The organism is Lyngbya sp. CCAP 1446/10 (assembly GCF_026130175.1).
Lineage (GTDB): Bacteria > Cyanobacteriota > Cyanobacteriia > Cyanobacteriales > Microcoleaceae > Microcoleus.
This window is the reverse complement of record NZ_JAIGNI010000066.1, coordinates 1-19,137: the sequence shown is the minus strand read 5'-3', so window position 1 is coordinate 19,137 and position 19,137 is coordinate 1. Positions and strand designations below refer to the sequence as shown.

General features: G+C 46.2%; 17 protein-coding genes and 2 pseudogenes. 5 read left to right on the top strand and 14 right to left on the bottom strand.

Translation table 11 applies throughout. From position 1 onward, the window contains the following. Nucleotides 1-39 precede the first annotated feature (39 nt). Both K4039_RS22495 and K4039_RS22490 read right to left on the bottom strand, forming a co-directional pair. Nucleotides 40-363 (bottom strand): PEP-CTERM sorting domain-containing protein, encoded by a 324-nt coding sequence (locus K4039_RS22495; RefSeq protein ID WP_265238713.1) that lies wholly within the window; start codon nucleotides 361-363, stop codon nucleotides 40-42. Between the two features lie 221 nt (nucleotides 364-584). Further along, on the bottom strand, nucleotides 585-761 hold the full coding sequence (locus K4039_RS22490; RefSeq protein ID WP_265238712.1) for a hypothetical protein: 177 nt from the start codon (nucleotides 759-761) through the stop codon (nucleotides 585-587). Nucleotides 762-922: 161 nt separating this feature from the next. Here K4039_RS22490 and K4039_RS22485 point away from each other — a divergent pair, with 161 nt between their 5' ends. The 4 genes from K4039_RS22485 (at nucleotide 923) to rpsU (ending at nucleotide 5,094) form a co-directional block, all read left to right on the top strand. Then, complete coding sequence (locus K4039_RS22485) at nucleotides 923-1,651, top strand: Bax inhibitor-1 family protein (RefSeq protein WP_265238711.1); 729 nt, start codon at nucleotides 923-925, stop codon at nucleotides 1,649-1,651. Nucleotides 1,652-1,886: 235 nt separating this feature from the next. Then, nucleotides 1,887-3,470, top strand: a complete 1,584-nt coding sequence (locus K4039_RS22480) for a tetratricopeptide repeat protein (RefSeq protein ID WP_265238710.1) — start codon at nucleotides 1,887-1,889, stop codon at nucleotides 3,468-3,470. Between the two features lie 119 nt (nucleotides 3,471-3,589). Continuing rightward, a protein-coding gene (prfB, locus tag K4039_RS22475; RefSeq protein ID WP_265238709.1) for a peptide chain release factor 2 occupies nucleotides 3,590-4,709 on the top strand; the annotation gives its coding sequence in 2 pieces (ribosomal slippage) (nucleotides 3,590-3,661 and nucleotides 3,663-4,709; 1,119 coding nt in all). A gap of 190 nt (nucleotides 4,710-4,899) precedes the next feature. Next, nucleotides 4,900-5,094: a 30S ribosomal protein S21 gene (gene rpsU / locus K4039_RS22470; protein ID WP_006632476.1), complete on the top strand. Its 195-nt coding sequence runs from the start codon at nucleotides 4,900-4,902 to the stop codon at nucleotides 5,092-5,094. Between the two features lie 8 nt (nucleotides 5,095-5,102). On the opposite strand, the gene K4039_RS22465 is transcribed toward rpsU, so the two are convergent. The 12 genes and pseudogenes from K4039_RS22465 to K4039_RS22410 all read right to left on the bottom strand — a co-directional run bounded on the left by K4039_RS22465 (nucleotide 5,103) and on the right by K4039_RS22410 (nucleotide 18,405). After that, the gene (locus K4039_RS22465) at nucleotides 5,103-6,566 is read right to left on the bottom strand and encodes an AtzE family amidohydrolase (protein WP_265238705.1); all 1,464 of its coding nucleotides are present in this window, start codon (nucleotides 6,564-6,566) and stop codon (nucleotides 5,103-5,105) included. 33 nt (nucleotides 6,567-6,599) lie between these two features. Beyond that, nucleotides 6,600-6,776, bottom strand: a complete 177-nt coding sequence (locus K4039_RS22460; protein ID WP_265238704.1) for a DUF4089 domain-containing protein — start codon at nucleotides 6,774-6,776, stop codon at nucleotides 6,600-6,602. 120 nt (nucleotides 6,777-6,896) lie between these two features. Beyond that, a complete protein-coding gene (locus tag K4039_RS22455) occupies nucleotides 6,897-7,352 on the bottom strand; it encodes a KGK domain-containing protein (RefSeq protein WP_265238702.1) in 456 nt (151 codons plus the stop codon). Between the two features lie 97 nt (nucleotides 7,353-7,449). Next, nucleotides 7,450-7,902 carry a hypothetical protein gene (locus K4039_RS22450; RefSeq protein WP_265238700.1) on the bottom strand — a complete coding sequence of 151 codons (453 nt, stop codon included), beginning with the start codon at nucleotides 7,900-7,902 and terminating at the stop codon, nucleotides 7,450-7,452. 40 nt (nucleotides 7,903-7,942) lie between these two features. Then, nucleotides 7,943-8,434: an ureidoglycolate lyase gene (locus K4039_RS22445; protein ID WP_265238698.1), complete on the bottom strand. Its 492-nt coding sequence runs from the start codon at nucleotides 8,432-8,434 to the stop codon at nucleotides 7,943-7,945. A gap of 89 nt (nucleotides 8,435-8,523) precedes the next feature. After that, a complete protein-coding gene (locus K4039_RS22440; RefSeq protein ID WP_265238696.1) occupies nucleotides 8,524-10,083 on the bottom strand; it encodes a cobyrinate a,c-diamide synthase in 1,560 nt (519 codons plus the stop codon). 234 nt (nucleotides 10,084-10,317) lie between these two features. Next, the gene (gene opcA, locus K4039_RS22435; protein WP_265238694.1) at nucleotides 10,318-11,682 is read right to left on the bottom strand and encodes a glucose-6-phosphate dehydrogenase assembly protein OpcA; all 1,365 of its coding nucleotides are present in this window, start codon (nucleotides 11,680-11,682) and stop codon (nucleotides 10,318-10,320) included. Nucleotides 11,683-12,116: 434 nt separating this feature from the next. Continuing rightward, nucleotides 12,117-13,646 carry a glucose-6-phosphate dehydrogenase gene (zwf, locus tag K4039_RS22430; RefSeq protein WP_265238692.1) on the bottom strand — a complete coding sequence of 510 codons (1,530 nt, stop codon included), beginning with the start codon at nucleotides 13,644-13,646 and terminating at the stop codon, nucleotides 12,117-12,119. Next, on the bottom strand, nucleotides 13,647-14,456 hold the full coding sequence (locus tag K4039_RS22425; protein WP_265238690.1) for a hypothetical protein: 810 nt from the start codon (nucleotides 14,454-14,456) through the stop codon (nucleotides 13,647-13,649). A gap of 508 nt (nucleotides 14,457-14,964) precedes the next feature. Beyond that, entirely contained in the window at nucleotides 14,965-16,116 is a 1,152-nt protein-coding gene (gene tal / locus K4039_RS22420; RefSeq protein ID WP_265238688.1) for a transaldolase, read from the bottom strand. Nucleotides 16,117-16,319: 203 nt separating this feature from the next. Further along, entirely contained in the window at nucleotides 16,320-17,393 is a 1,074-nt protein-coding gene (gene fbp / locus K4039_RS22415) for a class 1 fructose-bisphosphatase (protein WP_265238686.1), read from the bottom strand. 427 nt (nucleotides 17,394-17,820) lie between these two features. Continuing rightward, nucleotides 17,821-18,405: pseudogene (locus K4039_RS22410) on the bottom strand (transposase). A gap of 120 nt (nucleotides 18,406-18,525) precedes the next feature. On the opposite strand from K4039_RS22410, the pseudogene K4039_RS22405 reads away from it, so the two are divergent. Then, nucleotides 18,526-18,987, top strand: a pseudogene (locus tag K4039_RS22405) (IS4 family transposase); the annotation flags it as partial. Between the last annotated feature and the right edge of the window lie 150 nt (nucleotides 18,988-19,137).

Here is a 19,137-nt window from a genome sequence, read left to right as displayed (position 1 = left end):
TCATCTGTGGAGTCAATCTAAAATTCTTCAATCTAAAATCTAAAATCGACTGACTCTCCGGCGAGTCACCGCCAGCGAACCGGCAACTAAACCCAACCCCGCCAGCATTGAAGGCTCAGGAATTCTCACGGGCAGAGCCGCCCGGTTTACCGTTACCGGGCTGGGGCTTGGAGAAATGATACCTTGGGGGGATTGACCTGTCTGAGCCAGCAGCAAATTTTCTGAACCAGGCCCTGAAGTAGCGGTATAAACGGCTCGGACATTAGCTGCAACGGCAGCTTGACCCCCGGAAATAACGGCGGTTGCAGCCAATAGAATTCCGGCGGCAGGTGGCAATAATTTGTGAGCAAAAAATGTGGGCATTGGACATTACCTATTTAGCATTTTGTCGATCGAACTCAATCTCTCGATCGTTATTTTTTTGGAAATTCCCTGTGTGAGCTACTGCGAGCAACTAACCGAATCGATTTTAGATTTTAGATTTTAGATTTTAGATTATTGGGCTTTCCTGTCCCTAGTTTCAACTCGCGTCGCCAATCAAAAACCTCAAATCCACTGCGGCCCCTGCTTCGAGCATACAGTCATCAATCCCAAATGGTAAATCCCAAATTCCAAATTGATTGACCTGTGCTACCTGCAATTCGATCGACTTTCAGCTTGCCCATCGCCGCAGATAGCGCCGACACTTTAACCTCAATTATAGCTCTAAGACGATCGACAACCGTGTCAGAGATCGTCCCCAGATAACGAAGACACGGCACAGACTTACTTGTACGCCGCTGATTATAAACAATTACTTCCTACCTGGAAGTGATCTCACCCATTCTTTATCAAATCTTTAAACTATTCCAGGTTTTGTCAACCGGCTATAAAGCTGTCAAAATATAGATAGCAAATCTCAGCCAAAATTAGGTAAATCCTCGTGAGTAACACCAGCAACTTCCGCGAAGCCGTGCGCGAGGCCAAAAACCACGCGCTGGTTGGCCCCAACGTCATCTCCAACGCCCTCCCCTTCGTCGGTGGCGGACTTGTCTTAACCGCTGTCGGCGCCTACGGTGGCCTCGGAGTCATCCGCAACTATCCCGGAATCTTCTTTCCCACGTTTATTGGCGCGATCGTCCTACAATTAATTCTGTTCTTTGTCGTTCGCGGTGTCGCCGAAAAAGGTAACAATAGCACCGCCTTACCCCTCCTAGTAACCTACAGCCTGCTTACCGGCTACACCCTCAGCGGATTGGTGTCTGTAGCACTCAGAAACGAAGGAGTCGGCATTGCTGGCATCGGTTTTGCAGCCCTCGGATGTGGCATTACCTTTATCGCCGCCCGCCAAATTGGCTCTAACTTGTCGGAAACAGACGGCATGGCCATCACCAAAACCATCAGTTTAGGTGTGATTGCTTTGTTAGTCGTCGTTGGCGGTCAATTTTTGCTGTCGTTTTTCGGTGTCTACACCCCAACCTGGTTGGAAATTGGCATTTCTGGCATCGGCGTATTTATATTTGCTGGCGCTGCGATTGTAGACTTTTACATTCTGCCCCGCAGTTACCGCGATGACCAATATTTGCCAGCCGCTTTGTCGATGTACTTGACTTACATCAACTTGTTCATCTTCATTCTGCGCCTGATGATTGCTATCAACGGCCGCGATTAATCATTGAAAGTTTAGCTTAAAAAAAACCGTAGCGCGATCGACATCCGGCTGCGGTTTTTGATTAAGATTTACAACCAAGATAGCCGTCAGTCGATTTGAGATTTTCAATTTTAGATTTACTCCACAGATGAATCGAGGTATAATTTGAATTTTTAACCGATCGCTCAAAAATCTTGTCATCTCATGCTGTCGATCGCAATTTCAACATTAATCACAAATCAATAGGAGAACACTCATGTACTTAAAATATGAAGATATCAGGAGAGTCAGCGTAGAAATTACTTCCCGGTGCAATGCAGCTTGCCCGCAGTGTCCCCGCACTGACAACCCGATTTTGCCCGCAGCAGAATTAAAGATTGAAGATATTGAGAGAATTTTCCCACAAGAGTTTTGCTCTCAATTGGATTTGATCTATATGTGCGGCAACTACGGGGATGCTATGACTAGCAATACCACAATTCCTGCGATCGAATATTGGCACCGCATGGGAGTTCCTCAGATTGGCCTGTACACCAACGGTAGCGGACGTAACCCAGACTGGTGGCGCACCCTGGCACAGACAATGACAGGAGAACACGATACCGTAACTTTTAGCATCGACGGATTGGCTGATACTAACAGCATTTACCGCCAAAATACCAACTGGGACAGGATAATGCAATCTGTTAATGCCTTTATCCAAGCTGGCGGAAAAGCAGTCTGGCACTACTTGATATTTGAACACAACCAGCACCAAGTAGAAGCAGCTAGGGATTTAGCCAAACAACTAGGATTTATCGAGTTTGTACCAAAAGCTACCTCTCGTTTTGTGGCGAAAGAGATTTATGACAAAGAGTCGGCAAATCAACAGCCTCAGAAGGCAGAAAACTCTCAGGTAGATGCTAAGAGCGATCGCCCCAACCAACCAGCAACAACTAATGCGTCAGCCCCTCAGAATCAAACACAGACCGCTGTTGGCTTGCACCAACAAGCGGAGGACTGTTTGAGACAAGGACAGCTCTCAGAGGCGATCGCAGCCAGCCAACAAGCCCTAAAAATTCAGCCTAATTTTGCAGCAGCCTGCAAAACTTTAGGCAACGCTTTTCAAGGTTTGGGGAAGATGCAAGCAGCAGCAGATTGTTACGCCAAGGCACTCGAAATTCAGCCTAATTTTCCAGAAGTTTATGCTAATGTAGGCAGTCTTTATGCTCAACAGCAACAGTGGCAGCCAGCTAGTGCTTATTACCAAAAGGCGATCGAGCTTAAACCCAATTTTGCCGGAGCTTATCGCAATTTAGCTAAAGTGTTGACGCAGTTGGGGCAACCAGAAAAAGCAAATTATGCTTGGTATCAAGCTATAGCTATCGAAACCTCTAAAGCACCAGAACCAACTCGTCCTGTCCGATCACAGCCAGCCAGCCAAGAACTCCAACCCCCATCATTGGAACAATATAAAAATCCACAGGGAGACCAATTTATCCAAGCTGTAGAAACATTTGGTAGCCTAAACAATTACTACCGCAACGTAGAAATTAGCTGTCAAACTCAAGCCAGCAAAGATATTTTTATTTCTTTTGAAGCAGAACTCTGGCCTTGCTGTTGGGTTAGCCATACCAAATACGTTATTTATAACGACACTTACAGACCCCAAATGCTGGCTTTAATTGAAAAGTACGGCGACGGATTTAATTCTCTCAGAACTAAATCTATCAAAGATGCGATCGCCTGTGATTGGTTTCGCGAAGACCTCACAAAAAGTTTTTCATGTTCCAAAAGGTTGGATGTATGCGCTCACGAATGCGGCAAAACTTTCAATTCCACAGGTTCGCAGTACATTTAGAAACATCCGCGTTCATCCGCGTTCATCTGCGGTCAAAAAATCTTTCTTAGTATTTGTGCAACAACAAGTCAGCAGCAAGCTAAAATTAATATAACACCCCACAACTAGGAAAATTCACAGTGGAAGTTCTAGACATCAAACACAATATCCAAACATTGTCCGATCGACTGGGTACAACCCAGGACTATCTTTGACATCCCCGCACTCACAGCCAAAATCCAAGACTTAGAGCAAATCTGCGCCCAACCAGCATTCTGGGATGACCAAGATCAAGCTCAAGGAACCCTCCAAGAACTGAATGACTTCAAATCTCATTTAGACCAATATCACGGCTGGCAGACTAGCCTAGAAGACGCTAGAGCTATTTTAGAACTGCTGGAGTTAGACGCTGACGAGTCCCTATTTCAAGAAGCCTCATCGAGTCTTTCCCAATTAACCCGCGAACTTGACCAGTGGGAACTGCAACAATTATTATCGGGGCCCTACGATGAAGGCGGCGCCGTTTTGACAATTAACGCCGGGGCGGGCGGCACGGATGCTCAAGATTGGGCAGAAATGCTGCTGCGGATGTACACCCGCTGGGGCGAAAGTCAAGGTTACAAAGTGCATTTAATGGAGATTTCTGAGGGAGAAGAAGCCGGTGTTAAATCTGCTTCTTTGGAAATTGTCGGCCGCTACGCTTACGGTTATATGCGATCGGAAAAGGGTACTCACCGCCTGGTCAGAATTTCGCCTTTTAACGCTAATGACAAGCGTCAAACCAGTTTTGCGGGCGTGGAAGTGATGCCAGTGCTCGATCGATCCGTTAAGCTGGATATTCCAGAAAAAGATTTGGAAGTGACTACTTCCCGCGCAGGCGGCAAGGGCGGACAAAACGTTAACAAGGTAGAAACGGCAGTCCGCATCGTTCACCTTCCGACAGGTTTGGCTGTCCGCTGTACCGAAGAACGCAGTCAGTTACAAAATAAGGAAAAAGCTCTCGCACTGCTGAAAGCGCGCCTGTTGGTGATTGCGAAGGAACAGCGGGCTTCGGAAATTGCCGAGATTCGGGGCGACATGGTAGAGGCGGCTTGGGGCCAGCAAATTCGGAATTACGTGTTTCACCCCTATCAAATGGTCAAGGATTTGCGGACTGGGGTGGAAACCACCGCCATCCTAGATGTGATGAATGGCGAATTAGAACCGTTCATTCAAGCTTATTTGCGGCAGGAAAATCAGTTAATCGCCCAAACAGAGTAACCGCTACCCGCAATCAAACAGGTTTGTAGTGAGGACTTCAGTCCGCAAGAAAGAAGGACTGAAGTCCTCACTACGAACCAAACTTCTGGTATAATTTTGAGGTTTTGGTCGATCGCCCGACATCCAATAGGTCGCGCCGCCAGAAATCTTGATATGATAAAACTTGATCTAACGAACCACAGGAGAAATAATGACCCAAGTTGTAATCGGCGAAAACGAAGGGATTGAGTCAGCCCTACGACGGTTTAAGCGACAAGTTTCCAAAGCGGGAATTTTCCCCGACATGAGAAAACACCGCCACTTTGAAACCCCCCTCGAAAAGCAGAAGCGCAAAGCTATTGCCAGACGCACTAAGAGACGCTTCCACCGCAACAACAAACCCTAGAAATAGCATTAAATTGATTCGGCACATATAATGCCTTGCGATTCTAGTACCGCAGCGACTCGGAGAATCACCGCTTCGCTGTAGGGAGCACCGATAATTTGTACTCCCAAGGGCAAAGCGCCGGGCCGCTGTACGGGCACGCAAAGAACGGGTAAGCCTATAAATGATAAGGGTTGGGTGAACAGTCCCAGATTGGGACGCACTAATATTTCTTGTCCGGCGATGACCATTTTCTCGACACCAATTTCAGGAGCGGCGATCGGGGTTGCGGGTGCGAGAATGATATCTGTATGTTGGAATATGGCGCGAATTCGATCGCGATACCACTGTCTAAATCTCTGCGCTTGCACGTACCACGTCGCAGGAATCAGGGTTCCAGCCAAAAAACGATCGCGCGTGGCGGGATCGAAGTCTTGAGGGCGCGATCGCAAATTCTCCAAATGCAAGTTACCTCCCTCGCAAGCCGTAATTATAAATGCCGCCGCCCTCGCGCGATCGGATTCCGGTATGCTGACAGTTGCAAGCCCTCCAATTTTTGGGGGGTTTGTTGTTGTTTTTTCTGCTTGCATACCATATTTCAAGGCGTTTGTCAAGGTCTTGGCAACTATTTCTACAGCAGCCATTGCTTCCGGTTCGGCCCCTGTCGCGAAATACCCATCAGCAACCGCAATTCGCAATCCTTGAATTCCTTTATCTAACTGTGGCGAACAGAGTTCTGGCGGGCGTTGAGCGCAAACTGGATCGCGATCGTCCGGGCCTTGTAGGATATCATACAGCAGCGCCATATCTCGGAGCGATCGCCCAAACGGCCCCACACAATCCAAACTACTCGAAAACAAAAAAGCACCAGCCCTTGACAAACGACCGTAAGTAGGCTTAAACCCAAACACACCGCACAAAGCAGCCGGTACGCGAATGGAACCGTTAGTATCAGAACCGAGGCTGAAAGGTACTAAACCGGCGGCGACTGCTGCTGCGGAACCGCCGCTGGAACCGCCGGCGATGCGGGTAGTATCGCGGGGATTGTGAGTCGCGCCGTAGTGACTGTTTTCCGTGACAAAACCGTAGGCGTACTCATCCATGTTCAGCGTACCTACAAGGATAGCACCAGCCTGTCTGAGTCGGGCGACCGCGGCCGCGTCCTGGGTAGCCGGAGGGTTGTCAGCGTTGATTTTTGACCCGGCTAGGGTGGTAATTCCGCCGACATCGAACAAATTTTTGACTGCGAAGGGAACGCCTGCTAAGGGGCCTGGGTTTTCGTGGCGTGCGATCGCATTATCTATCATTTCGGCTGCTGCGATCGCACTTTCTGCGGTAATTGCAGTAAAGCAATTGAGTGTTTTATCTCGATCGGCAATTCGTTCTAAAGCTGCGGTAACAACTGCTGTCGCTGTAATTTTACCACTTTTAACTGCCGATGCTGTGGCGACTGCATCCGCTTTTGCTAAAAATTGGGCTTCATCTGCGTTCATCTGTGTTCATCTGCCTACATCTGCGGTTAACAATCAAGGTTGAAACACTGGTGCAGCTTCGATTTCGTGGGGCAGGGGGAATTCGGTAACGAGTTGGGCGATCGCAGCTATCCTCTGGAAGTTTACCACAACACCAGGCCGATGTTCGGGCTTGATGGGTAAATTGATTAGTTCGGATGTGCGATCGACATATTCTTCTATATTTACCATGAGTCCCTCCCAAAAAAACATCAGCGTACATCCGCGTTCATCCGCCCTCATCTGCGGTTAAAAATCTCAGCTTCAGATATAAGTGCGATCGATTATTGTATTGTAATCGCGATCGGGCTGTCAGTTGTTATTGCTCAGTTTTTTGTATTCCTCGGATTGTCTGATCTCATCTAAAGGTGATTTTGGCTCTAGTGGTTCATCAGGACAAAACTTTATAGATGTCTGCGCTTCCCCAGACTTGAAATTTTTATTAACTTCGATTTGAACCTTTCCTTTTTCCCAACCCTTGGAACCAATTTTGAGAACTTGACAATCTATTTTTTCTTGAGGGGAGTTCCAACTTATATCCCCTCCCATAATTTGCGTTTCTTCATTAATAGACAGTTCACTCATCCAATCCATCATTTTCCTCGGGAGATATCCCCCCTTTTCTACATTAATCTCAACTATCTTACTAAATTTGCTAGCGGCTAGCTCTTTAAATCGGCGCACCATAAAAGTAGCTTTATCGAATAACAGAACATCCTCATCACCGACTGTCTCATAGTTATTATTGGATTTAATTTTATCGTTCATTTTTTTTACAAAATTCTGGTTATTCCTCTTTGATACCATTTCAAGCTATCTGAGTCAAGCTGGTAAAGAAATAAATTGACTATCGCACTTTTTCCACTCAAACACTGACAGTTTCCCGCAACTTCTCAACTTCCACATCCAGCGGAGGCAAAGTAAAATCCTCAGCATCCATCAACTCCTTAACCTTATCAAAAATCTCAATCTCCGCCTCTTCCTGATCCGTCAGCTTATCATAAAAATAAGGGTCAGTAAACCACTGTTCAAACGCTATCATCAAGCATCCATCTGGCCAAAGTTTAAACCGCCCATACTTAGAAACTCTGTCATCAACCACTTCAAACAGCGGTGCCGGATTTTGCATGGGATAATAGCTGTAATTATCATCACAGATATAATACCAAATAGTTTCTTTCCATGCTTGGATAGCATAAACAACATACTCCTTACCTATAGTTAGTGCTAACTCAACTTTTCTAGTGTAGCCGCGTGGCGGATCTATATAATTTTCAGGGAGAGATTCACCCGTCTTAGCAATGCAACGAATTTTCATAACTTGATTACCTAAAGATTTTTAGGTGCTGTTTTAGGATTCAGACAATCTCAAATTCCAGATTGTGATTCTTCACAAAATCAAAGGTAAAATGATCGACCACATTAGTATCGCTCAATTCCAGATTATAAAAATCCACAAAATCCGCATCAAAATAAGGCCCAGCGTGCCAAGTTCCCACATCTAACTTAATAAAACAACTACCCGGAATCCGAAAAGCAACAATATCCTCCAAACTCGGTTTATCCCTATCCCCAGGAGGTGCAACCGCCATCAACCAACTCTTCCCATCCAGGGCCCCCAAACACTGAGTACATTCAACGTGCCGAGTAATTTTACCAAACTTGCGACCGTTCTCATGCAACCGCATAATGTAAAATCTAGGCATACCATTGCTTAAATTTAACCGAGCATCCTCATCATCAAAAAACTTACCATCAAAACTCGCAGAAATAACTTGACCATAACTCCGAAAATTCTCCGATGTGATCAATTGTGCCAGCAATTGCTTAACCGAAACTAATGTACTCATAAATCCCAAAATCTCATCAAAAGCATAATACAAATACTCCTGTATCTCCCCTCTCTGCGCCCTCTGCGCCCTCTGTGGTAAAAAAAAATCTAATTCACCTTCTCGCCCAAAATAGCATTACAATCAAACTCAGCACACCGCTGCAAAAACCGAGCCGGAATATCAGGCCTCGCCCCCCAATGCAAATGCAAATAAGAAGCATGAACTTGATAAACCCCCCAACCCTCAGCAACCGCATCAACCTCCCCCCGCTTGCCGTACCTCCAACTGTGATAAACTGGATTAGTCGGTTCTACAGTTAAGTGCGATCGATGAAACTCATGTCCCCAAACCTCATCAAGAGCAGTTAACACCGAACTATCCCTCACCGCCACAGCCTCGCGGTATCCAAGCGTCAACCGCTTTCCCATCGCAGCAGCAGCAGGCAAAACACCCACCCCTTGCCAAGAATTCCCATCGAAGCCTACAATAGAATCGCACAAATACATCAAACCGCCACACTCCGCATAAGTCGGCATTCCCGCACAAATCGCACTTCTGACAGCATCCCGAATTAACACATTATTGCTCAATTCCTGAGCAAACACTTCGGGAAAACCGCCACCAAAATACAACCCTTGCACATTGTCAGGAAAAACCGAGTCATCAAGGGGACTCCAAAAGACCAATTCGGCGCCCAATTCTGCCAATAAATCAAGATTATCCTGATAGTAAAAATTAAAAGCCCGATCGCGCGCAACTGCAATCCTCACTCCAAATTGTTTTCCCAAAGAGTTGACAACATCATCTTTTTTAGTTATAATATCGTAAGGGAGACTGTATCTACCCGAAAGTTGCTCAGACCCCTCACCCCCCCCGATAGGAGTCGCAGCCAACAAAGGCAAAAGTTGCTCCCAATCAAAACTAACAGCAGCCAAATCCGCCAACTTATCGATCGCAGCCCGAAGATTCGGCAACTCCTCAGCAGGAATCAAACCCAAATGTCGATCGGGAATAGTAACAGCCTCATCCCTACGCAAAACCCCTAAAATCGGTAAATTGAGCGGTTTTAGAGCATCTGTAAGCAACTCCAAATGTCGATCGCTAGCCACCCGATTCAACACCAAGCCAGCGAAATTAAGATTTGGGTTAAAAGAACGAAAACCGTGGGCGATCGCAGCCACAGAACCAGACAGCCGACTGCAATCTATCACAAACAATACCGGCAAATTCAGCAAACAAGCAACATGAGCCGTAGAAGCAAAAGAAATAGAATAATTTTGTTCTGCTTCTGCTTCTACTTCTGTGTTTCTGACATCTGTCTTCCTGACATCCGTTACATCCGTTAAATCCGTTACAGAATCCGTTGCCGAACCCTTCTTTCGAGACACCCCATCAAATAAACCCATTACCCCTTCAACCAAGGCACAATCGACATCTTGAATATGGCGGTAAAAACACTTTTTCACATAAGATTCAGACGTTAAAACCGGGTCTAAATTTCGACAAGGGCGGCCAGTTACAAAAGCATGAAACATCGGATCGATGTAGTCCGGGCCCACCTTAAAAGATTGCACATTCAAGCCGCGACGGATTAAATAAGCTAAAAGTGCGATCGTTACAGTAGTCTTTCCCGCACCGCTACGTTCGCCAGCAATTACTAAACTCATAATTCTACTTAGTTACAATAAATACTGAAAACAGATAGTTGATAAAGTTATGAGTATAGCTCTCTAATCTATTAAATAATGCCTTAACGAACCGCGAAGACACGAAGAACACGAAGAAAGAAAGAAGAATATAAAGTAGAGCAGACATTGCCTGCCCCACTGAATATTAACTCAATTCCTTCTTCCTTATTCTATCCGTTACATCCGCTACAAAATCCGTTGCCGAACTTCTCTTTACCGCTTAGCCAACTTCAGCATCCGGGCCGTCACCGCCAAACTTTCCTGATAAAGCACATCCCGGCCCCAACTCTTCAAGTGCTGGCCGAGCAACTGTTCCGTCACCTGGTCAAACAGAGGAGTCACCTGGTTAAATCGAGCGGTCTGAGCACCACCTTTCGTTTCCATCCGCATACAGCCCCCGGTTTCCGAACACAGAACCGTACCGCAGTCAGCATTCTCGTTTGTAGAATTCAAACGCAGAGCAATCAAATCGCCTGGGACATCGCCTGTATCAGCAGTGGGAATCGCTGCTAACTCAGCTTCTACAACCCGTTCGTCGGCACCGGCAAATTTAATTCGCTTGATTTGATAATCGCCCTCTTCTTGTTTGAAAGCAACCGGACGCCACCCAAGCCTGCTCGCCAGCCAGCCCAAATACATCAGTGCTTGACTAGAATTGCCCTTTTCGTAATCTATCGTCACTCGATCGATCTCTTGAATGGCGGCCCGACGTTCCGGCGGATCGAAAGCCTCCGCAGCCAATTCCTGCCACGCCGCCAGCCTGCGCCAATTTAGATCGGCGATCGGAATTCCTTCCTCGATCAGACTTTGCATCAACAGCAACTCCGCCTCCTCCTCAGCAAAGCTGCTAGAGTCGATAATCACAGAACTGCTAGTTTCCGCCAGCCGCTGGAACAAACCTCGATCGGCATCGGGATGAGCTTTCCACCACAGCAGCGTCGGCAAATCCGAGATCGTCAGCGCCGTCACGATCGCGCTCACCCGTTCCAGAGCAGCTTCCGTACCCCGGAGCGTAATATACTCGCAGCAGATCAGATTGCCGCTGTCGCGCTTGTGAACCGGACAATAAGCAGCCACTTGAGCCTGCACGCCCGTGTCTTCCCCCGCCGTCGGACACAGAGCAATAATCCGGCAGGGATTCGCAGCTACGATCGCGTCCGCCACTCCCGAACCCGCCGAACCCAAGCCAGTCGAACCCAAAAGCTCTCCCTTGGCATTTTTGTGAGCTACTTCTTCCCGCAAAGTCGCCAGCAATTCAGCGCTAGGCTTGCCAGTTCTCGGCATTCCGTAAGATTTTTGAGCCGCCCTGATGCTAGATGCCGTCATCGGCCCGCTAATACCGTCAATCGGCCCTTCGTAAAATCCTAGATCCGCTAATAAATGCTGAGTTTCTTCCGGTTCGTAGACTACAAAAGTAAAAGTTGTTGCCCTAGTCGCGATCGGAAAATCGCCCTTTGACCCAGCTTCTTTGTAACTTTCCCAGATTTGACTCAGTTCTGCCTCTATTTGGTCGATCGACACATCTTTAGGATTTTGCAGCGAAACCAAAGGCGGAGCTTTCATCGGTGTCATCGTCATAAATTTTGTCTCCTTTCTTATTAGTCATTGGTCATTGGTCATTGGTCATTGGTCATTAGTCATTGGTCATTGGTCATTGGTTATTGGTTATTGGTTGTTGGTTGTTGGTTATTGGTTATTGGTTATTGGTTATTGGTTATTGGTTATTGGTTATTGGTCATATTGTCCGCTCGCGAAGTCGAAGGGTGGTCATTGGTTATTAGTTATTAGTCATTAGTCATCTTGCCCGGTCGCGAAGCCGAAGGGTGGTAATTAGTCATTAGTTATTGGTTATTGATTACAAAAAACTAACAAATAATAACCAACAACCAACAAATAATAACCAACAACCAACAACTAACAACCAACAACCAACAACCAACAACCAACAACCAACAACTAACAACTAACAACTAACAACTAACAACCAACAACTAACAACTGACAACTAACTCTTAAAGTCGTCGCCACTTGCGGCCGTCTCTGTTAATTAGCAGTTCTGCCTCCGTCGGTTCCCAAGTACCAGCTTCGTATTTAGGCACCAAACCTTGATCGTTGGACGATTCCCAAGCCATCAGCGCCGGAGTTACCACCCGCCAAGCTTCTTCTACTTCATCAGAACGAGTAAACAAAGTTTGGTCGCCCAGCATACAATCAATCAAAAGGCGATCGTAAGCATCCGAAGATGTCACCCCAAAGGAAGAACCGTAACTGAAATCCATATCCACAGTCCGCGTCCGCAAATCCGGCCCCGGCATTTTCGCCTCAAACCTCAGCGAAATTCCCTCGTTGGGATGCACCCGCATCGTCAAAACGTTAGGAGCAGTTTGTTGGGCGGCAGACTGAAAAATTAACAGTGGCACTTCCCGAAACTGAATCGCAATTTCGCTAACTTTTTTCGGCAACCGCTTACCGGTACGCAGGTAGAAAGGCACTCCCTGCCAGCGCCAGTTGTCAATCATAAACTTCATCGCCACAAAAGTCGGCGTTGTCGAATTGGGAGCAACCCCCGGTTCTTCGTGATATCCGGGAACTGGTTTGCCTTTCATCCACCCTGCGGAATATTGACCGCGAATCGCCGAAAACTCCAAGTTATTCAAATCTGCCAAGCGAGTTGCTTGCAGAACTTTCATTTTTTCGGTGCGGATGCTGTCAGCATCGAGGGAGTTCGGCGGTTCCATCGCCGTCAAACAGAAAATCTGCATCAAGTGGTTTTGCAGCATATCCCGCAACGCCCCAGAGGATTCGTAGTAACCCGCCCGGTCTTCTACGCCCACTGTTTCTGCAACGGTAATTTGTACGTGATCGACAAATTGCCGGTTCCACAGGGGTTCAAAAATCGCGTTGGCAAACCGGAACACCATTAAATTCTGAACCGTTTCTTTACCCAAATAGTGGTCGATCCGGTAAACTTGCTGTTCTTGGCAAACCTTCTGCACCACACGGTTGAGAGCTTTTGCCGAACTCAAGTCGCGGCCGAAGGGTTTTTCAATTACCAAGCGGTGTTTTACTGGATCGGCCAGCATTTGAGCCTCCCCCAGTTGTCGAATTGCTTCTGGGAAAAAGTTCGGGGAAACCGACAGATAAAATATATGATTGCCGCGAGTTTTCCTTTCTTCGTCGAGTTCCGCTAAGAAAGTTTTGAGTTTTTGATAGCTTTCGGGGTTGTCAATGTCGCCCGGACAGTAGTACAAACCTTTAGCGAAATCTTGCCACAATTCCTCATCGCCAATACCGCCACCAAATTCTTCAATGCCTTCGCGCATTTGCTCTCGGAAGTAATCGTGACTCCAAGGGCGGCGGGCTACTCCCACGACGGTAGTTTCCGGTGGTAAACGTCGATCGCGCTTCATCTGATAAATTGCTGGTACCAGTTTGCGCTGGGTGAGATCCCCAGAAGCTCCGAAGATTACCAGAATTTGTGGTTCCGGCACCCGTTCTTTTCGTAAACCGACCCGCAGTGGATTTTCAAGTATCGCTACCATTTATTTTCCTTTTGCTTCTAGTGCTGTTAATCTTGCCAAGACCGCGTGATAGTTTGCCGTCATTTCTGCTAGTTGCTGGGTGAGAGAGTTGATCTGCCCTTCATACTCAGCTTTCATTTCAGCCCGAACTTCCGCCCGGATTTTTATTCTCTCAGCAGCCAGTCGAACTTCCCAATCTTTATCCCGTTGTCGTAGTTCAGCTTTTAGCTGCCTGTTTTCGGCTCGCAATTGCTCCAACTCCAAAGCCACCGCAGCAGCGCGCCGATCCCTTTCTTTGTTTTGATCTCGGATTTGCTGTCTGAGGCGCTGATTGTCCGATCGCAATTTCTCCAATTCTGAAGCACTATCCTTGGGAGTTCGATCGCTTCCTAGAGATGGAAATCGCTGTTCCACCAAACGTTTAACGGCTGCACCAGTTGGCATACCATTGGGCGATGATTCTACCGCCTCTTGCCAGATTTGGATTTGTAATTCTGGCGGGAGTCCCGCCAAGGGACGCACTTGATTTTCTTTTGTTGGAATTTTGAGCGCAATTGCGCTCAAATTTTCTATAACCCGGGCCGCACCAATAAACTGATCGGCTGTCCGTCTGGCTATCGCCCACCTTTCCCGGCAATAACCCTCAAAACTTTTGTGGGTTTCCCTGTAGAGTTTGAGTTCGCGAATCTCGTCAAGGGCTTTCCCCACTTCATAAAATATCTGAAGTCCATTTTCTACAATGGATTCCAGTTCTTGAAGTCGCGCCCGTTCAGCGACATCAAGTTGGTCTGTTCCATACTCACTCTCTATTAGCGTATTGGTAGTCTGCATATGCCTCAGCGGTTGGAGATGAAGAATTCGAGTTGTATCTCTGGCTAAATTCCAGATCAAGGACAGAAAAGATTTTTCTTTCGGGGAAAAATGAGCGCAATTGCGCTCATTTTTCCTAGAGAGGATTTAAATCTCAGCAGTCAGGAGGCAAAATGATTATCTATTCTGACTCCTAAATGCTTCTGCCTTTCAGGATACAGATATGTCTCTAGGGGACGGATGACAATTTTTGCACCTTCTCTTCCAAGGAATCCATCAGGATTGGAGTTGGCTGACAAATTTTGCGCTCCCCTCACAGTCATACCTCAGCGGTTGCAGATGGAAAATTCGAGTTATATATCTGTCGAGATTCCTGCTATAGGACAGAAAGATTTTTCTTTCGGGGAAAAATGAGCGCAATTGCGCTCATTTTTCCTAGAGAGGATTTAAATCTCAGCAGTTAGAAGGCAAAATGATTATCTATTCAAACTCCTGAGAGTTTCTGCCCTCACCGATACAAACCCGCTCACTACACGGGTGCGAGCTTCTTCACTTTCTCTTCCAAGGAATCCATCAGGGATTGGAAGGGGCTGACAAATTTCTCGATCCCGTCCAGGAGCAAGTCTGCCATCACTTCGTCCAAGTTGATGTCGATGTCGCGATCTTTGAGACTTTCGAGCAGGGTGTAAGCTTCTTCAACATTGTTCTCAATCCTGGGCGCGACATCGCAGTGATCGAAACAAGCTTCCACAGTGTTCGGTGGCAAAGTGTTAACCGTGTCGGGGCCGATTAATTCATCGACATACATCACATCGCTGTAGTTGGGGTTTTTGGTGCTGGTGGAAGCCCACAGCAAGCGCTGGACTTTGGCTCCTTTGGCTGCTAAAGCTTGCCAACGATCGCTCGCGACGATCTCCTTATACTTCTGGTAAGCTACCTTCGCATTGGCGATCGCCACTTTCCCCTTCACCGCTTCCAGTTTGGCTTTGGTGGAAATATCGGTAACGTTTTTGAGTTTCTCGTCAATCTTGCCATCAATGTTACTGTCGATCCGGCTCAAGAAGAAACTGGCAACAGAAGCAACATTGCTCACATCCAAACCTTTAGCCGCCCGCGCTTCCAAACCGCGAATGTAAGCCCAGAAGGTTTCGACGTAGCTGTCAACCGAGAACAGCAAAGTCACGTTAACATTAATCCCTTCGCTGATGACTCGCTCCACTGCCGGCAACCCTTCAGCGGTTCCGGGAATCTTGATCATCACGTTTTGTTTGCCGAGGGCTTTGTAATAGCGCATGGCTTCGCTAATCGTGCTTTTTGTGTCATTGGCGATCGTCGGTGGCACTTCAATACTGATGTAACCGTCCAAACCCTTCGACTCTGCGTAAACTGGGGCGAAGATGTCGCAAGCGTTGCGGATATCTTCAAATACCAGAGATTCGTAAATCTCCATCACAGATTTGCCCGCCCGGATGCCCGCTTCGATATCCGCGTCGTAAATTACATTACCCGCGATCGCTTTCTCGAAAATCGCCGGATTAGATGTAATCCCGCGCAGTCCCCGACTTTCAATCATCTGTTTGAGTTCGCCGGACTCGATCAGATCGCGAGTCAAATTGTCCATCCAGATACTTTGGCCAATTTCTTTGATTTCTAACAGGTGATTCGTTGTTGTTTTCGTCATTACTTTCGCTCCTACTATTTGATATTTGATTGAGACAACCGCAGATTAAAGGCAGATAAGTAGTGGAACACAATTAATTACACAAAATTTTGGCTACAAGCCTTCCTCCGTAAAGAAGCTGTATGTAATTAATTCTGTGCGATTACTTAAACACAGATAAACGCAGATAATTGGACGATCCGGCGACTGAAAGCAATGCAAGTCTATGATTCGACTGTGCGAGAATTGCGCGATCGATCTTGAATAAAAGACTCGACCATCGCGACATTTTCTTTACTGCCGATAATCAAGGGCGATCGCTCGTGCAGTTTGGTCGGCACTACGTCTAAGATGTCTTGAGTGCCGGTACTGGCGCGCCCGCCGGCTTGCTCGATCAAAAACGCCAAAGGAGCCGATTCGTAGAGCAAACGCAATTTGCCTTCGGGTTGTTTCACCGTTCCGGGGTACAAAAACACGCCTCCCTGGAATAAAATCCGGTGGAAATCTCCCACCAAAGCCCCGCCGTAGCGGGCGGTATAACCTTCGCTGCGGTGCACGTAGCGAATGTAGTCCCTCAAAGATTCCTTCCACTGCCAGAAGTTGCCTTCATTAACGCTGTAAATCGGGCCGCGTGAGGGAACTTGTATATTTTCGGTGGCTAGAATAAACTCGCCCAAACTGGGGTCGAGGGTAAAGGAATGAACGCCCTGCCCGATCGAATAAACCAGTATGGTACTGGGGCCGTAGAGTACGTAGCCGGCGCCGATTTGTTTGTGTCCGTGTTGCAGCAAGTCGGAGGCAGAACCGTCTGCATCGTCCCCCTCTTGCTTGCGGATGCTGAATATTGAGCCGACATCGAGATTGATGTCAAGATTGGAAGAACCATCTATGGGGTCGTAGAGCAGACTGTAGCGTCCGATCGGACAGTTTTCAGGAATGTAATAGGGTTTTTCCATTTCCTCGGAAGCCAAGCGACAGACAAGTCCGCTTTGCTGGAATACCGAGATAAACACTTCATTAGCATAGACATCCATCTTTTTGACGGATTCTCCCTGCACGTTCACAGCCCCTGTAAACCCTAAAGTATCTGCCATTAACCCGGCTCTGCTGAGTCGGCGCGCGATCAGCTTAGCAGCCAAGCCGACGCGATTCATCAGAGCGCTGAGATCCTGAGCATCTGCTGAAAAGCTCTTGAGTTGCTGGAGTACGTGACGGGATAGAGTTGTGCAATCGCGGTCTAAGGATTGTACCTGTTCGGTCTGGCCGATACGGGTTTCCCCTGTTGGCGCGTTTACCATGATTTTGATGTCCTCCCTGTCTTGTGGCTCGCTCGTTTGGGATTTTTCAGGTGCTTCACACTTGCTCCTGAATCGGCTTTTAGGTCGATCGTCCCTAACTTCTATCTTAGGAAGGGTTTTGCGAAAGGGGGTGGAACTTTACGGGAATTTTAGATCCGCTCTGAAAAACTTACCCAAAACCCAATAAATCTGGACAAACCACACCTTGAAAAGTTTTGGAGTGGCAAAAAAAAGTTTCTGACCGAAAGACGAGCCCGCCGGGCCCCTGGCTTTAGACCTACCGTGTACACACAAGTCGAGTTGGAAATCAAATGACGGAAAGTCATGGAAATTTATTTTTTAAATCCTTGATTTTTCGTTAACTCTTATCAATAAACTAAAACTATTGATCAATAAATAAATCGTCTAAAAACCGGCTCTTCCGTACTTATTGTGCTAATTTTTCAGGAAAATGCCAAAAAAGTAATGCCCGTATTTCAAAACTTCTTAAATTTCTAAATCCAAAGCCACACCTTTTTAATAGCTTTAATTTAGTATTAATTCCCTCTACTATCCCATTAGTTGTTCTTTCTTCAAAATACCCCACAATCTCTCCAAACCATCTTTTGATTGTTTCTACACTCTTTTTATAGTATGGTTGTGCCTTTTTTAACCAATCTGTTAATTCTAATATCCCGTTAGCAAAATTATTATTTTCAAATAAAGAGTGAAGCTCTTCTTTTAAAGTGTGCATAGCTCCTACTCTTTGTGAAGCATCTTTTACTTGTTTTAATTTTATTTCTTGTTCGCTAGATAAGTCACTTTCTGCTTTTAACAATGTATATTTACTTCCTTTTAAACTATCCAATAATTTTGCTCTTTCTTTCGCTTTTAGCGATGATGCTGCCTTTTTTTGCTCAATTCTCGCCTAATTTAATTCCTCATGAATCATTTTTGTTACATGAAATCTATCTACTGTTACATCAGCATTTGGGCAAAGTTTTTTGACTAATGACTTATAATTACCTGTCATGTCCATACCATTTGTGACAAGTCAAGAAAAAGTGCAAATTGTCAAGGGGGTAGACAAAAAAAAGGTAAAATAGGCTGAAATATCTATCTGGCAAGCATTTGAGTCATAGTTGAACCCGTTATGAGTAGTAAAAAACGAATTAACCGAGACCATGCAAAGAAAAAAAATAGTCCCCAAATAGAAAATGAAGCAATCGCGAATCACCTGGAAGATTTATTAATTCCAGCAATGGCTGCCCAAAAAACTTTTTATCGCCAACTAAATTTAAGAGATAGAATTCTGACATTACCATTAATGATGGCAGCAATATTAAGCCTCTTATGGCGAAATGTAGCAGGAGTAACAGAATTAACCAGAGTATTAAATAGAGAGGGATTTTTATGGTGTGAGCCGCAAAAAATTAGTCAACAAGCATTATCACAAAGATTTTTAACTTTTCCCGCAATTTTATTTGAAAATGTATTTAAAGAATTACTACCTCATTTTCGTCATCAATGGTTGACAAGAAAATCAAGGCCCCTTCCAGATAGCGTACAATTTGCTTTAAAAAACTTTGAAAACATCTGGATAGCTGATGGCTCAACATTCTTTAGCATTATTTAAGAGTAAGGATTCAGGTCTGAAAAATAGGAACGAGCTCAGGCATAGCCAAGTCACAAGAATGAGCAGAAATAGCCTCACGGAAAAAAGCCATTACTGAACGAGCTTGAAAACGACAGGTTTGAATCACAC

Excerpts from the sequence above, each read along its gene's own strand:
- rpsU (WP_006632476.1), top strand. The coding sequence starts at position 4,900 with ATGACCCAAGTTGTAATCGGCGAAAACGAAGGGATTGAGTCAGCCCTA.
- zwf (WP_265238692.1), bottom strand. The coding sequence starts at position 13,646 with ATGGTAGCGATACTTGAAAATCCACTGCGGGTCGGTTTACGAAAAGAA.
- K4039_RS22455 (WP_265238702.1), bottom strand. The coding sequence starts at position 7,352 with ATGAACGATAAAATTAAATCCAATAATAACTATGAGACAGTCGGTGAT.
- tal (WP_265238688.1), bottom strand. The coding sequence starts at position 16,116 with ATGACGAAAACAACAACGAATCACCTGTTAGAAATCAAAGAAATTGGC.
- K4039_RS22480 (WP_265238710.1), top strand. The coding sequence starts at position 1,887 with ATGTACTTAAAATATGAAGATATCAGGAGAGTCAGCGTAGAAATTACT.
- K4039_RS22460 (WP_265238704.1), bottom strand. The coding sequence starts at position 6,776 with ATGGTAAATATAGAAGAATATGTCGATCGCACATCCGAACTAATCAAT.
- fbp (WP_265238686.1), bottom strand. The coding sequence starts at position 17,393 with ATGGTAAACGCGCCAACAGGGGAAACCCGTATCGGCCAGACCGAACAG.
- K4039_RS22445 (WP_265238698.1), bottom strand. The coding sequence starts at position 8,434 with ATGAGTACATTAGTTTCGGTTAAGCAATTGCTGGCACAATTGATCACA.
- K4039_RS22425 (WP_265238690.1), bottom strand. The coding sequence starts at position 14,456 with ATGCAGACTACCAATACGCTAATAGAGAGTGAGTATGGAACAGACCAA.
- K4039_RS22450 (WP_265238700.1), bottom strand. The coding sequence starts at position 7,902 with ATGAAAATTCGTTGCATTGCTAAGACGGGTGAATCTCTCCCTGAAAAT.
- K4039_RS22495 (WP_265238713.1), bottom strand. The coding sequence starts at position 363 with ATGCCCACATTTTTTGCTCACAAATTATTGCCACCTGCCGCCGGAATT.
- opcA (WP_265238694.1), bottom strand. The coding sequence starts at position 11,682 with ATGACGATGACACCGATGAAAGCTCCGCCTTTGGTTTCGCTGCAAAAT.
- K4039_RS22465 (WP_265238705.1), bottom strand. The coding sequence starts at position 6,566 with ATGAACGCAGATGAAGCCCAATTTTTAGCAAAAGCGGATGCAGTCGCC.
- K4039_RS22440 (WP_265238696.1), bottom strand. The coding sequence starts at position 10,083 with ATGAGTTTAGTAATTGCTGGCGAACGTAGCGGTGCGGGAAAGACTACT.